The organism is Pseudomonas sp. D2002, assembly GCF_013385735.1.
GTDB lineage: Bacteria > Pseudomonadota > Gammaproteobacteria > Pseudomonadales > Pseudomonadaceae > Aquipseudomonas.
The window spans coordinates 183,950-198,085 of the sequence record NZ_JACAPL010000014.1; the positions used below are offsets into that span (position 1 = coordinate 183,950).

Annotated in this window: 8 protein-coding genes; all 8 read right to left on the reverse strand. The window is 62.7% G+C overall.

The window, feature by feature from the left end:
• Positions 1 to 48: 48 nt before the first annotated feature.
• Positions 49 to 3,159 carry an autotransporter serine protease gene (locus HX783_RS25035; RefSeq protein ID WP_177018633.1) on the reverse strand — a complete coding sequence of 1,037 codons (3,111 nt, stop codon included), beginning with the start codon at positions 3,157 to 3,159 and terminating at the stop codon, positions 49 to 51.
• Positions 3,160 to 3,325: 166 nt separating this feature from the next.
• Positions 3,326 to 6,283, reverse strand: coding sequence for an autotransporter serine protease (locus tag HX783_RS25040; RefSeq protein ID WP_177018634.1), 2,958 nt, complete (start codon positions 6,281 to 6,283; stop codon positions 3,326 to 3,328).
• Between the two features lie 30 nt (positions 6,284 to 6,313).
• Positions 6,314 to 7,648 (reverse strand): TolC family outer membrane protein, encoded by a 1,335-nt coding sequence (locus HX783_RS25045; RefSeq protein ID WP_159956407.1) that lies wholly within the window; start codon positions 7,646 to 7,648, stop codon positions 6,314 to 6,316.
• Between the two features lie 2 nt (positions 7,649 to 7,650).
• Positions 7,651 to 8,964: an HlyD family type I secretion periplasmic adaptor subunit gene (locus HX783_RS25050; RefSeq protein WP_159956405.1), complete on the reverse strand. Its 1,314-nt coding sequence runs from the start codon at positions 8,962 to 8,964 to the stop codon at positions 7,651 to 7,653.
• Entirely contained in the window at positions 8,961 to 10,712 is a 1,752-nt protein-coding gene (locus HX783_RS25055) for a type I secretion system permease/ATPase (protein WP_159956403.1), read from the reverse strand. The genes HX783_RS25050 and HX783_RS25055 overlap by 4 nt, the downstream gene beginning before the upstream one ends.
• Before the next feature lie 102 nt (positions 10,713 to 10,814).
• Entirely contained in the window at positions 10,815 to 11,183 is a 369-nt protein-coding gene (locus HX783_RS25060; RefSeq protein ID WP_159961445.1) for an AprI/Inh family metalloprotease inhibitor, read from the reverse strand.
• A gap of 48 nt (positions 11,184 to 11,231) precedes the next feature.
• Positions 11,232 to 12,665 carry a serralysin family metalloprotease gene (locus HX783_RS25065; RefSeq protein ID WP_159956401.1) on the reverse strand — a complete coding sequence of 478 codons (1,434 nt, stop codon included), beginning with the start codon at positions 12,663 to 12,665 and terminating at the stop codon, positions 11,232 to 11,234.
• 367 nt (positions 12,666 to 13,032) lie between these two features.
• The gene (locus HX783_RS25070; protein ID WP_177018635.1) at positions 13,033 to 14,136 is read right to left on the reverse strand and encodes a P1 family peptidase; all 1,104 of its coding nucleotides are present in this window, start codon (positions 14,134 to 14,136) and stop codon (positions 13,033 to 13,035) included.

A 14,136-nucleotide genomic window follows, 5' to 3' on the forward strand; every position in this document is an offset into this window, starting at 1 on the left:
CCCGCTCCCACATAACACCGCGTTCCACATTAAGCAGGCCGTACTTGTTTAGAACGCCCAGTCAAGGCTCAACCCCACCCCGTGCACTTTCTCCTTGCTGGCCAACAGGCCGTTGTAGTCAAAATTCACCCGCGCATCCTTGCTCAACGCCAAGCTGACCCGCGCCCCAACCAGCGCCGCATCGCGCACCATCGGCGCACTTTCCACCGCGAACGAAGGGCCGCCCGAAGCAAACGCCAGGTGCTGCTCGGAATCCGTGCTGCTCAAATTGTGCTGCCAGCCCAAGGTGCCAGACACCTCCAACTGCTGGTGATCATTCACGTTAAAGGTCTTCAACGCGCGCACGCCCAAGGTGCTCAGCACCACATCGCGAGTGTCGTCATGACCTTTCAACGCAGCCGCATCGCCCTTCTCGGTGAACCCATCGGTGTCCAGATGCACGTACGCCAGGTTGGCGAACGGCTCCAGGGCCAGCGGCTGCAGATTGACGCGGTACGCCGCCTCACCGAACACCTGCGTGCTGTTGGCATCCACTTTGACTTTCTGCTTGCCGGCCACATCGCCGTATTGCAGGTCGCGCTTCACATCTGCTCGGTGCCAGCTATAGGTCGCGCCGCCACTCAGGCGCCAGGCGCCGATCTCATGCCCGGCGTACGCGCCGAAGTGGTAGCTGTCCACTGAGGCACGGCTGTGGGTGCCATCGCCCATGTTCAACGAGGTGTCGCTATAACCGGCAACCAACCCGATACGGGTCGCTTCGTCCAACGCGCCATCCACGCCGGCGAGCATGCCGCCGACGGACGTGGTGTAGCCCGCCGTGTCGCTGCGGCTGTCGGTCTTGCCCCACGCGCCCAGCGCCTTGATCCACACGTTGCCACGGCTGTCGACGGTCTGGCTGCTCGCGCCCATCTCGCCATTGCGCAGGCGCTCGCCCACCGCTTCACGCACATAACGGCTGTCATTGACCAGCGCAGTCTCCAGCGCCGGGTAGATTTCGCCGCTCAGTTGCTGGAACGCGCCCTGGGCCGAGGCCGCGTTTGGCGCCAGCAGCACGCTCTCATACACCGCATTGCCCGCGCCCAATTGCTCGGTCGCCGCCGCCACCGCACGCTGGTTAGGCGTAGCCGCCGCACTGGCGAAGCTGTTGGCGCTGCGCACAACATCCAACTGCACGCCGTTGGCCGCGTAGTTCAGCGTGCCACCGATGAACAGGTAATCCGGCAGCACCGAACCGAAGCTGCCGGTAATGCCACCGGCGGCTTGCAGGATGTTGTACTGGCGCCCGATCAAACTCTGCGCTTGTGCGCTGGTCAGCAGGGTCGGGCTGTTTTCCAGCGCCAGGGTCACGGTGCCGCCATTCAGCGTGGCCGTGCCGCCTGCGACAATACGGTCACTGCTGGTCGGCGACAGCTCCACCGCGTAGGTCGAACCGGCGTCGAAGGTCACATTGCCGGCCACGTTCAAGGTGCCGATGGAGTTGCCCGGCGCTACGGTGCCGCCGCTTTTCGCGGTCAGCGAGCCAATCTGCCCCGAGCCCCCCACTTTGCCGCTCTGGCTGACGGTGACGTCGGAGGTCACCGAGCCATTGATCGCCAACAAGCCCTGGTTGACCAAGGTCGGGCCGCTGTAGGTGTTGGTGCCGGTCAGCACCAGCGTGCCAATGCCTTGCTTGGTCAGGCCGCCATGGCCTGCGATGTCATTGCTCCACACGTCCCGCCCGCAGTGCACGTCGGTGCAAATCCGTTGGGTCGGTTTGCCGGCGTCCACCACGGCGCCGATGCCGGGCAGGTCCGCAACGAATTGACCGCTGCCATACGCGCCGTCGATACGAAACTCAGCCGGAATATCCTCGGCGGTGATAAACATGCCCGGGCCGTTGACGGCCTTGCCCAGGTTGATCATGCCCCAGCCATACAACGAGTCGATGCCCGGCGCGCCGAGGTCGGTGGCGGTGGTTTTCAGCAGCGTCGAGACCTGCTCGCCGTTCATGTACGGGAAGCGCTCCATCAGCACCGCCGCACTGCCGGCCACGTGTGGCGCAGCCATGGAGGTGCCGTTGAAGTTGGCGTAGTCGGTGGTGAGGTTTTCCAGGCTGGTGCCGTTGATGATCGAGCTGTAGATCTTGGTGCCGGGGGCCGACACGCAAAAACTCGCCGCATAACCGCAGCGCGAAGAGAAGGTGCTGATCACATACGGATCGGGGCTCGCGGTGTTGGGGTTTTGCTGCAACGCCGCCACCGACAGCCAGTTCGGTGCAATCTCCGGCACAAAGTACGCCAGGCCCGAAATCGCATCCGGGTTGTTGCGGTTGTAGTCGTTACCCGCGGCAAAGATCGTCAGCACGCCACTGCGAGCCGCGTCGATTGCACCTTGATACGCGCCACCGGCAATCGTGCCGAGGATCGGCCGGATGTTATTGAACTGCGCCTGCGCTTCATTGACGGTGAAATTCGGGAACGCCGGATCGCGGCCGCCCTTGGCGTACTGGTCGCCGATGCCGATGCCCCAACTGTTGTTGATGATCCGCGCACCGCTGGCGACCAGGGCATCCCAACCGGCCTTGTACACCGCGCCGTCGTTGCCGAGGATGATCCCGTCTTCCGGGCCCGGGTCACCGTTTTCGGCGCTGATGATCTGCGCGTTGAACGCCACGCCGTGCATCGGCCCGCCGTCGCGGTTGCCTGCGGCAATACCGCCGACGTGGGTGCCGTGGTTACCCAGCTTGCCGTTGGAGCCCAGGGACGGCGTGCCGTCGTAGCGAAACGCATCGCCGGCCTTCACCGGGATATACGGGTCGGTGTACTGGCGAATGCCCTCGGTGACGATCGTCACCACCTTGCCGGGGCTGGCGAATTCCGGGTGCTGGGCGTACACCGGCTGGTCGAAAATGCCCAGCTTGACGCCCTTGCCGGTGTAGCCGGCGGCATAGGCCGCGTCGGCATGCACAGCGCCCAGGCCCCAATCGGCCTTGAACTCATCGCTGCGCCAACTGGCAGCGTCGCCCAACTTGCCGGTTTCCACATAGGGCGCGGCCTGGGCGGTCCCCAGGCTTGCCAGGCAGCACAGCAACGCGCCGTATGGCACGCAGCTCAAAGCCTTGAGCGGGTAGCCCGGGCCTGTGTGAGTGGCGGTAATTAACCCTGACTTGCGTTTGTTCACGGTGACCTTCCTTAGTTTTCTTATTGCACTTTTTTGGAAATCGCTGATCGTTCCCACGCTCCGCGTGGGAATGCAGCCCCGGACGCTCTGCGTCCAAACCTGTGACGCAGAGCGTCACAAGAGGCATTCCCACGCGGAGCGTGGGAACGATCCTTCTGCGTGTTCTCTAGAACTGCCAGTTCAGGCTCAACCCCACGCCCTGGGTGTTCTCCCGCCCACCCAGCTGCCCGGTGTAATCCAGGTTGACCCGCGTGCTCGGGCTCAACGCCAAACTCGCCTGCACGCCCACCAACGCCGCATCGCGCAGCAACGGCGAACTGCGCACGGCAAATGACGGCCCGCCTGCTTCAAACGCCAAATGTTCTTCAGATTCAACCGCCGTCAGGCTGTGCTGCCAGCCCAACGAGCCGGACAGCTCCAACCGCTGATGGTCATTGAGCGGCAAGGTTTTCAACGCCCGCACACCGAGCGTGCCGAGCACCGCATCACGGCGATCACTGCCACGTTCGAGCGCCGCCGCATCGCCTTTTTCGTGAAACGAATCACTGTCCAGATGCACATAAGCCAGGTTGGCGAACGGTTCCAGCGCCAGCGGCTGCAAGCGAATGCGATAGGCCGCCTCGGTAAACAGCTGGGCCGTGCGCGCGTCGAGCTTGGCCTTTTGTTTGCCGCTGACCTCGCCGTATTGCAGGTCACGCTTCACATCACCGCGATGCCAGCTGTAGGCGCCGCCGACGCTGACGCGCCAGTCGCCCAGCTCGCGCCCGGCATACGCACCAAAGTGGTAGCTATCGATGGACGCCGAGGAATGTGTGCCGCTGCCCATGTTCAACGCGCTGTCGCTGTAACCGGCGACCACACCCACGCGGGTCTGCTCGTCCAGCGCCCCGTCGACCCCGGCCAGCAGCCCGCCAATCGAAGTCGTCGAGCCCGCCGTTTCGCTGCGGCTTTCGGTCTTGCCCCAGGCGCCCAGCGCCTTGAGCCACAGGTTGCTTTCGCCGTTGACCGGCACATGGCGCAGGCGCTCACCCACCGCATCGCGCAGTTGCAGGCTGTCGTTGATCAACATCGCGCCAATCGCCGGGTAGATTTCGCCGGACAACTGCTGCAAGCCTTGCTGGGCTGCGGCGCGTGTATCCGACTGCAACAGGCTTTCATACACCGGGTTGCCCGCGCCCAGTTGCTCGGCGGCAGCGGCGACATTGCGCTGGTTACGCGTGGCGGCGACGCTGGCAAACGTGGCGTCGTTGCGCACCACGGCCAACTGCACGCCGTTGGCCGCATAGTCGAGGGTGCCGCCCACGAACAGGTAGTTCGGCAACACCTGACCAAACTGGCCCTGAATGCCACCGGCGGCCTGCAGGATGCTGTACTGGCGGCCAATCAGGCTTTGCGCCTGGCTTTGGCTGAGCAGCGTGGGGCTGTTTTCCAGTGCCAGGGTCACGGTGCCGCCGCCGAGCACGGCCTTGCCACCGGCGACAATGCGGTCGCTGCTGGTGGGCGTGAGTTCCACCGCATAAGTGGAGCCGGCGCCGAGGTTTACATCGCCTGCCACGTTCAACGTGCCGACGGAATTGCCCGGCGCGACGCGGCCGCCGCTGTTCACCGACAGCGCCGCGATCCGGCCGGAACCGCCGAGGGTGCCGCTGTCATTCACGGTCACTGCCGAGGTCAACGAACCGTTTACCGCCAACAGGCCGCCGTTGACAGTGGTCGGGCCGCGATAGGTGCTGTCGCCGCTGAGCAGCAAGCTGCCGGCGCCGGATTTGATCAGGCTGCCTTCGTATACACGACTCGCCGCAGCCTGGTCGCGCGCGGTGCCGACTGCGTAGTCGGTCTGGTCCTGCTGGCTGGCGTTGGCGGCCACGCCGTTTTGCCAGCCTTTGTCGATCAGCGTCTGTTGCCAGGCCGTGTGCTCGGCGCGGTCTTCGGCTTGGCGCTGCAACAACGCCTGGTCGGAGATGCCATTGCTCCACACATCGCCCTGCCCGGCCGCCAGGTTCACGTCCATCGCGCCGAGCAATTGCCCCGGCCCGTGCATCGCCCGGCCGAGGTCCGGCACGCCCCAGCCGACGATGGCATTGGGTGCCTGGGTGATCGAGCCGTCGAGCTGCGTGGCGGTGGTCAACAGCACCTGCAACGCCTGCGCGTTGTTCATGTACGGGTAGCGCTCCATCACCAGCGCCAACGCGCCGGTGGCATGCGGCGCCGACATCGAGGTGCCGGATTTCACCCCATAACCGCCGCCGGGCACGGTGCTGTTGATCAGCGCGCCGGGCGTGGAAATGCACCAGTACTTGGCGATGCCGCACTTGTTGTATTTCTGGTTGTTCGCCTTGTCCAGGCCCGACACGGCCAGCCAATGGCCCTCCAGTTCCGGCTGGAAATACGGCAGCGCCGAACGCACGCTGGCATTCGCATAGCCGCTGTTGCCGGCGCTGAACACATTGATCACACCGGCCTTGGCCACATCCGCTGCCGCATCCAGCCACGTGCCCTGGTTGTAATGCTGGGCGTAGGCCGCGTGCAGGTCGCCGAGGGTCTGGTAGCTGACATTCGGCGGCTGGCTGCCCCAACTGTTGTTGATGGCGCGCACACCGGAATCCACCAAGGCGCTGTACACCGCCTTGAAGTATTTGGGGTCCGGCGTCGGGCCGAACAGGAAGCTGTCGTTGGCGTTGGTATTGCCCACGTAGACTTGCGCGTTGTAGGCCACGCCGTGCATGCCCACGCCGTCGCGGGCCGCGCCCATGGTGCCGGTGACATGGGTGCCGTGGGAATCGTTGTTGGGGTTGAGCGCACCGGTGGTGCTGAAGGGGCTGCCATCCACATAGGTGCCGGTGGCGGTCACCGGGTGAAAACGGTCTTTGGAGGCTTCCGGGTGATCGGCATCGAACCCGGAGTCCAACGCGCCGATCTTCACCCCGCTGCCGCTGATGCCGGCGGCGTAGGCTTCATTCGCCTTCATGCGGTCCAGGCCCCAGTCGCTCTGGTATTCGGCGGAGCGCCAGCTGGCGGGGTTACCCGGTTGGCCGATCTCGGTGTATTGCGCCTGTGCCGCAACGGACAACAGCAGCAAGGAGCCCGCGGTAAACGGTTTGAAGCGCGGTGAATCGGTGATCATCTAAACCATCCTTATTGTTTTTATAAGTGCTCATTTCACCGGGCCGAAGGCCTCGTCGACTTTCGCCAGGTCGGTGTCGCGCAAGTTGCCCGCGTAGTAGTGCAATTTGGTCCAGGCCATCAAATAGTCATAACGCGCCTGGGCCAGGTCGCGGCGGGTGGTGTACAGCTGCTGCTCGGCATTCAGCGCGTCGAGGTTGACCCGCTCGCCGCCGAGGATGCTTTGCTTGGTCGACACCACCAGCGCTTCGGCCGAGGTCAGGGCCTTTTGGTACGCGCGCAATTTGCTCACGCCCGACAGGCACGCACTGAACTGGCGACGCAGCTCGATCAGGGTTTCGCGGGTCTTGCCTTCCAGCTCGTACTCAGCCTGTTCCATGCCGCGGCTGGCCTGGCGGGTGGACGCCGAAACGCCGCCACCGGCATATAACGGCACGCTGATTTCAATGCCGATGGTGTTGGTGTCGTAGCGCTGGTTGTAGGTGTTGCCGCTGTCAGACTCCTGCTTGCGCGAGCTGGCAAACGCGGTGACCTTGGGTAAATGCCCGGCGCGGTTGCGCTCCACTTCATAACGCGCCACTTCCACGGCCTGGCGCTGGGACGCGAGAGTTGGGTTATTGCTGATCGCCAGTTCATGCCAGGTGTCATAGTTGGCCGGGGTCAGGGTGAAAGCGGCAAAGCTTTGGTTCAGCGGCGCCAGGTCGTTGATGTTGACGCTCTGCACACCGATCAACGCGCCCAGTTCGCGCAACGACGCGTCTTGCTCATCCAGCGCCTGAATCTCTTCGGCGGTGGCCAGCTCGTAACGCGATTCGGCTTCGAGAATATCGGTGCGCGTGCCCTCGCCTTGCTGGAACAAGTGCTGGTTTTGCTGGAACTGTTGCTCGAAGGCCTTCTTCTTGGCGCGGGCGATGTCGATCTGGTCCTGGGCGAACAACGCCTGGGTGTAATAGCTCAGCACCCGCACCAGCAGGGCCTGGCTCTTGTCGCGAAAACTTTCATCGGCAAACAGCGACTGGGCCACGCCCTTGCGGTAGTTGGCATAGGCTTCGTAGTCGAACAACGGCTGTTGCAGGCTGAAGGTCGAGCCATAACTGTTGTAGTTGCGGTCGTCGCGATAGGTGCCGCCGCGCCCGTCCGGCAGGTGCGCCTCGGAGTTGTTGCGGCCCTTGTTGTAGTTGTACGACAGCTTCGGCAGCAGCCCGGCGCGGCCGATGGTGCGGTTTTCCAGGCCGGCATCGCGCTCCTTGATCGCGCCGAGAAACACCGGGTCGTTACGCAACGCTTGCTCGTAGACATCAAACGGGCCCATGGCCGCCTGGGCCGACCCGCACAGCAAACACAGAGAAAGGCACACCGACTTCATGCTCATTCCTCGGTCAACGCAGAGCCGGCGCGATCCAGCAGCGGCTTGAACAGGTAATTGAGCAACGAGCGCTCGCCAGTGCGCACGAACATCTCGGCGGGCATGCCCGGCTTGATCACCAGGCCATGCAGTTTCTCCAGCGCGGCCTCGCTGACGGTGGTGCGCAGCACGTAATACGGCTGGCCGGTCTTTTCATCGAGCATCTGGTCGGCGGAAATCAGGCTGACTTCGCCGGGCACACGCGGGGTGCGGCTCTGGTTGAAGGCGGTGAAGAGTATGTCCACCGGCAAGTGCGTGCCGACCTTATCCACCAGGTTCACCGGCAAACGCCCTTCGACTTCCAGGCGTGTGCCCTGGGGCACGATTTCCAGCAGGGTTTCACCGGCACGCACCACGGCGCCTTCGGTGTGCACGCTGAGGTTGACCGCAATGCCATCGGCCGGCGCGTTGATTTCGCTGTGCTGCAGGTCGAACCCGGCGGAGGTGAGTTGCTGCTCCAGGGTCAGGCTGCGCAGTTGGGCGTCGGCCAATTGGCTGCGCACTTCCTTTTGATATTCCTCGCTGTGCTGCTGCAACTTCAGGCGTGACTCAAGGATACCCTGCTCCACGCGGCCGCTTTCGCCGGTGTTTTGTGCCAGGTCCTGCTGCACCTGGGACAGTTGGCGCTGGTAATCGAGCAGGCGGTTGCGCGGGATATAGCCGTTGTCGGCCAAAGGCTGCAGGTTAGCCAGTTGATCGCGCAGGGATTGGGCCTGGGCCGACAAGTCACTGCGCGCGCGGCGCATGCCATTCAGTTGCGAGCTGGCGCCGTCGATGTTCGCGCGAATCCCCGCTTGTTCACGGGCAAACGCTTCGCGGCGGCTGCTGAACAGCTGGCGCTGGCCTTCCAGCACCAGCGCCAGGGCCGGGTCGGGGTTGGCGCTCAGCTCGGCCGGAAAGACGATGCTGGACCGGTTGTCGCGCTCGCTCTGCCAACGCGCCGCACTGGCCCAGGCCATGCGGTACTGGGCTTGCAGCGATTGCACGTCGGCCTGGTTCTGGGTCTGGTCGAGGCGAAACAGTGGCTGGCCCTGTTTGACCAGCTCGCCCTCCTTCACCAGGATTCGGCTGACCACGCCGGGGCTGAAGGTTTGCACGGCCTTGCGCTTGCCCGACACCACCACCGTGCCTTGCACCGGGATGCCTTGGTCGAGTGGGGCGAGGCTGGCCCAAAGGAAAAAGCCGCCGGCACCGACGATGGTCAGCAGCCAACTCATTTTTACGAAAAAACCGGCGTCGCGTTCTTTAAAGCGTGGCTCAACGGTAAGGCTGCTCATGCGCCTGGATTCCTTCCGGCTTGGTACTGACGACTGAAACTCACCCCAGGCTTTTCCTTGGGCGCTTCCTGCTGGCCTGACAACGCGCGCAGCACTTCCTGGCTCGGCCCGAACGCCTGCAAACGCCCGTCGTTGAGCACCAGCAACTTGTCGGCCTGGGCCAACGCCGAGGATCGGTGCGTGACCAGCACCACGCTGCTGCCCTGGGCTTTCATCTGCACGATGGCACTGGCCAGCGCGGCTTCGCCGACGGTGTCGAGGTTGGAGTTGGGCTCATCCAGCACGATCAAACGCGGCCCGCCGTATAGCGCGCGGGCCAGGGCCACGCGTTGTTTCTGGCCACCGGACAGGCCGCCGCCGTTGTCGCCCAGCACCGTGTCGTAGCCTTGCGGCAGACGCAGGATCAGCTCGTGCACACCGGCTTGCTGCGCGGCTTTCACCACGAGTTCCGGGTCGGCGTCGCGAAAACGCGCGATGTTGTCGGCGATGCTGCCGCTGAACAGTTCGATGTCCTGGGGCAAGTAGCCGATATGCGGGCCGAGGTCGTCGCGGTCCCAGCGGTGAATGTCGGCGCCGTCCAGGCGCACGGTGCCGGCCAGGGTGGGCCAGACACCGACCAGCACGCGGGCCAGGGTGGATTTACCCGAACCCGACGCACCCAGCACGCCAAGCACTTCGCCGGCGCCGAGGTTGAAGCTGACTTGCTGCAAGGTCGCCATGCGCCGCCCGGGCGGGCCTGCGCTGACCTGCTCGAAACTCACCTGGCCGTTGGGCGCCGGCAAGGCCATGGGTTCGACTTCCGGCGGGAATTCACGCAGCAAATCATCGAGCCGCTGATAGGCCAACTTGGCCGAACTCCACTGCTTCCACACCGCAATCAACTGGTCGATGGGGCTGAGCACGCGGCCCATCAGGATGGAACCGGCGATCATCATCCCGGCGGTCATATCGCCCTTGATCACCAAAAAGGCGCCCAGGCCCAATACCAACGATTGCAGGCACAGGCGCAGGGATTTACTCAGCGACGTGATCACCGAGCCGGTGTCGCTGGCCTTGTTCTGGTAACCGAGGAATTGCGAGTGCACCGCGAACCAGCGTTTGCGCAACGCGCCGAGCATGCCCATGGCCTGGATCGTTTCGGCGTTGTGCAAATGGCTGGTGGCCAACTGAGTGGACTGCTGGGAAAACGCGCCCGCCTCGCCCAAGGGCTTTTTGGTCAGGTATTCATTCAGGCAGGCCAATGCGATCAGCAACACAGCGCCTGCCGTGGCCAGCACGCCGAGCCACACGTTGAAGAGGAAAATCACGAAGAGGTAGATGGGAAACCACGGCGCATCGAAAAACGCGAACAGCGCCGGCCCGGTGATGAATTGGCGGATCACGGTCAGGTCGCCCAGCGATTGCCCGGCATGCCCCTGGCCACGTTGCAGGTTGCGTTCAAACGCGGCTTTGTACACGCGCAAGTTGAAACGCCGTTCCAATTGGCTGCCGATGCGGATCACGATAAAACTGCGCAGCACTTCCAGTGTGCCGATAAAGGCAAAGAAGCCCACGACCATCAGCGTCAACATCACCAGGGTGGTTTCATTCTGGGAGGACAACACGCGGTCATACACTTGCAGCATGTAAATCGACGGCACCAGCATCAACAGGTTAATCAATGCGGTGAAACAGCCAATGCTGATCAAAATACTCTTGTATTCACCCAACGCCCGGAATAAGGGCGCAACCGCATGGGACTTCGCCATATCGTCTGATCTTCCCTGAAACAAATTACGCGCAATAGTTACCCGCGCCCCAAATAAGGGCGGCCAACTATTAAAATCGAGTTATATGTTTATAACTTTTAATTAGGGTGTTCGTTGCAGGACAACTTCGGGGATCGAAGGCGTCTGCCCTTTATATTCGCCGTCTTTTTCACGGTTCAAATGGATAATGCCGGTGCCTTCGGCGTTCATCAGCCAGATTCCGTCCGGGGTCGGTGTCCAGCTCAGGGGTTTCTGGCCCAGCCATTGTTCTGCGCAGGCGACATCACCGGCCAGCGCGTTCGCCTGTTCCAGCAAGTCCAACGCGCACACCTGATCCTGCTGGTGCAACTGCCAGTGGCCTGCCAACTGGGCGGTGGTGGGTAAAACAAGACTGCTAGCCATTGCGTGGGCTCCTGCCGACATGAACACCACCTGTGAAGCACAGGCGATCAAATGAGAAAAACGCGCCATCTTCTGCTCCATCCTAGAGCGCGGCGCCGGAGCGCCGCGCGCTTTACATCACGCTACGATGTCGCTGGCAACCGCCTGGCCAACGGTGGTGACGAGGAAATCCGCCACGCCGTGCCCGGAGAAGTCCACGGCCAAGGTGCCCAGGTTAGTGCCCGAGGCATAGCTCAGCACCGCGTCGCCGGCATGGCCGGTGAACGCGTTGACGAAGGTCAGGCCTGCACCTTTGGTAATGCCGGACAGGTCGATCTTGTCCGAACCCGAGGTGAAGTCAAAGATCTTGTCGGCTGCACCTGGCTTGGAATCGGAGCTGGCACCAAACACAAACGTGTCGTTGCCGGCGCCGCCCCACAGTTGGTCAGCACCGCCACCACCGTAGATGATGTCGTTGCCGGCACCACCTTTGATGATATTGGCGGCGTTGTTACCAATGATCAGGTCGTTGCCCGCACCACCGAACGCGTTCTCGACGGTCACGCCCTTGGCGATGGACACGTTGCCCACCAGGCCGCCAACGTCGGAGAACGAGCCTTCATTGAGGTTGATCTTCTGGTTTTGGGTAAAGCCGGAGAAGTCCAGGGTGTCATTGCCACCGCCGTCCCACACCGAGAACACCAGCTTGTCGGCATTGGAGGTGGCGCTGTAGAAATCGCGCCCGGTGTTGGAGTTGAAACCGTAGGTGGTGTCACCGGCGCGGGTGCTGTAGTTGGCACCGTAGAGCTTCTGGATCGCGGCAATGTCGTCGATCAGCGGGCCGGAAGCATAGGCCTCGACGCCGCCTTTGGTGAAGTTCTGGTTGGTGTTGCTCTCGCTCCAGTAACTCATGACGCTGTAGCCACGCGTGTCCTGTCCATAGTCCGCGTCTTTGTACGAAGGGTTGCCGGTCCCGGCGTTGTAGTCGCCAGGGTGCGCCAGGCCCAGGGTGTGGCCGATTTCGTGGGTCAGGGTCTGCCGGCCGTAGTTGTTCACGTCCGGGGTCTTGTTCGGCGTGTAGCTGCTGTTGGTCAGGTACCACGACGTGCCGTCGTAGCCTGCGCCGGTGCCGGGCAGGTAGGCGAAGGCTGCTGCGCCGTCCTGGCCGCCGCTGTAGTTGCCGAAGGTCATGTGCGTGTCGCCGCCCGAAGCGCTTTCGGTAAAGCTCACGTTGGCGACATCTGCCCAGGATTGCATGGCCAGTACGGCCTGTGCTTTCTGCTGGGCGTTGAACTGGCTGAACCCGGAGATGCCATGTTTGTTCATGGTCGCCGAGGAAGCCGAGGTCAGGAAGGTATAGGTCAGATCGATCTTGCCGTTGTGATTCACATCCTTGTACGAGGCGCCATCGCGCAGCAGGTGGTCCGCTGCCTGGTCCACGGAAAAGGACGGTTTGCCATTGACCGTGAGGTTGCCGCCACGGTCATACAGATGGCTGAAGCTATCGATTTGCGAGTAAGCAGTGCTGGCTTGCGCGGCAGAAACAATAGCTTTGTCTTTTACTTTTGACATAAACGTACTTCCTTGTTTGCAAGTGCATCAGTCTTTGGTCGATAGGAACCCCGCGGGCGAGATCGTCCTATCACTCGCCTCTTTTGAAGGCGTATCGAAACTGACACAACTTGAAATCTTTCGTCTACAAATATTTCCGGCATGAAAATGTGACGTGGATTCAACTTGAGGAAGTCGCAGGCAGTGTTTATTGGGGACAACTGCGTTTGCGCAAAAGCGCCAGCCCGAGTGGTATTTAAATATTAAATAGCAGTAAAGCCGCTCAACTTGAGCGGCGTACTTGGATAATGGATCCAATATATTGTCACGGTGTCATTGGCGACATTAAACAGCCACTACTTAGATAATTAATTAGAGTTGTCCCCTATTACGGGGACACGCTCCAGCCGCACTTGTTTAGTGCGGTCAATAAGGTCTCGTCCGCCAAGCCGGGGACCTTGACGCCGTCCTCGGTGGTCATGTCCTCGCCGGCCAGCATGGCGTTGATGATCGCCTCCTCCACCGCCTCCGCCGCTGCGCTGAACAACGGCGAAATATGGTCGTTGTTGAGCATCTGCAACGCGCTGCTCAGCGGCAGGTTCTTGCGCCCGTAATCGGCCGGTGGCAGCTCGCGGTTGCCGGTGGCGAATGCCAGGAACAGGTCGCCACTGGAATCCTCGGTGCCACCGCCGGTGCGGGCAATGCCAATGGAAGCGCGTTGCGCCAGGCGCTGGCATTGATGCGGCAGCAAGGGCGCGTCAGTGGCGATGATCACCACAATCGAGCCCATGCCCGGCGTGCCACGCGCGGCGAACGGCGAAGCAATGCCCATCAAGTGGCGGCCCACCGGGTAACCGTCGACCCGCAGTTCCTGACGCTTGCCGTGGTTGGCCTGCACCAGCACGCCGACGGTCCAGCCGCCCTCCTCAGCCGGCAAGCGCCGTGACGCGGTGCCGATGCCGCCCTTGAACTCATGGCAAATCATGCCCGTGCCGCCGCCCACTGCGCCTTCCTGCACCGGGCCACTCTCGGCGTTATCCAGCGCCTGGCGTACATGCTCAGGCTTGACGTGCTGGCCCCAGATATCGTTGAGCAGGCCGTCATAGGTTTCCATCACCACCGGCATGCACCAGTACACCGCAGGGTCCGCCAGGCGCTCGCGCTCCAGGGCGATCAAGGTGTCACGCACAATGCCGAGGCTGTGGGTGTTGATGATGGCCACGGGCGTGGTCAGCAACCCGGCTTCACTGATCCACTCAAGGCCGGTGGCATCGCCATTGCCGTTGAGTACGTGATAGCCGGCAAAGCACGGCTGGTGCCGCGCCTCGCCCGCGCGCGGCTGCACCACGGTGACGCCGGTGCGCACCTGTTTGCCGTCGATACGCGTGTTGAGCGTACTGTGGCCGACCCGAACGCCCGGAACATCGGTGATGGCATTCAATTCGCCGGGCGTGCCCAGCCCCAACGTAATGCCCAATTGACGTGCACGCAT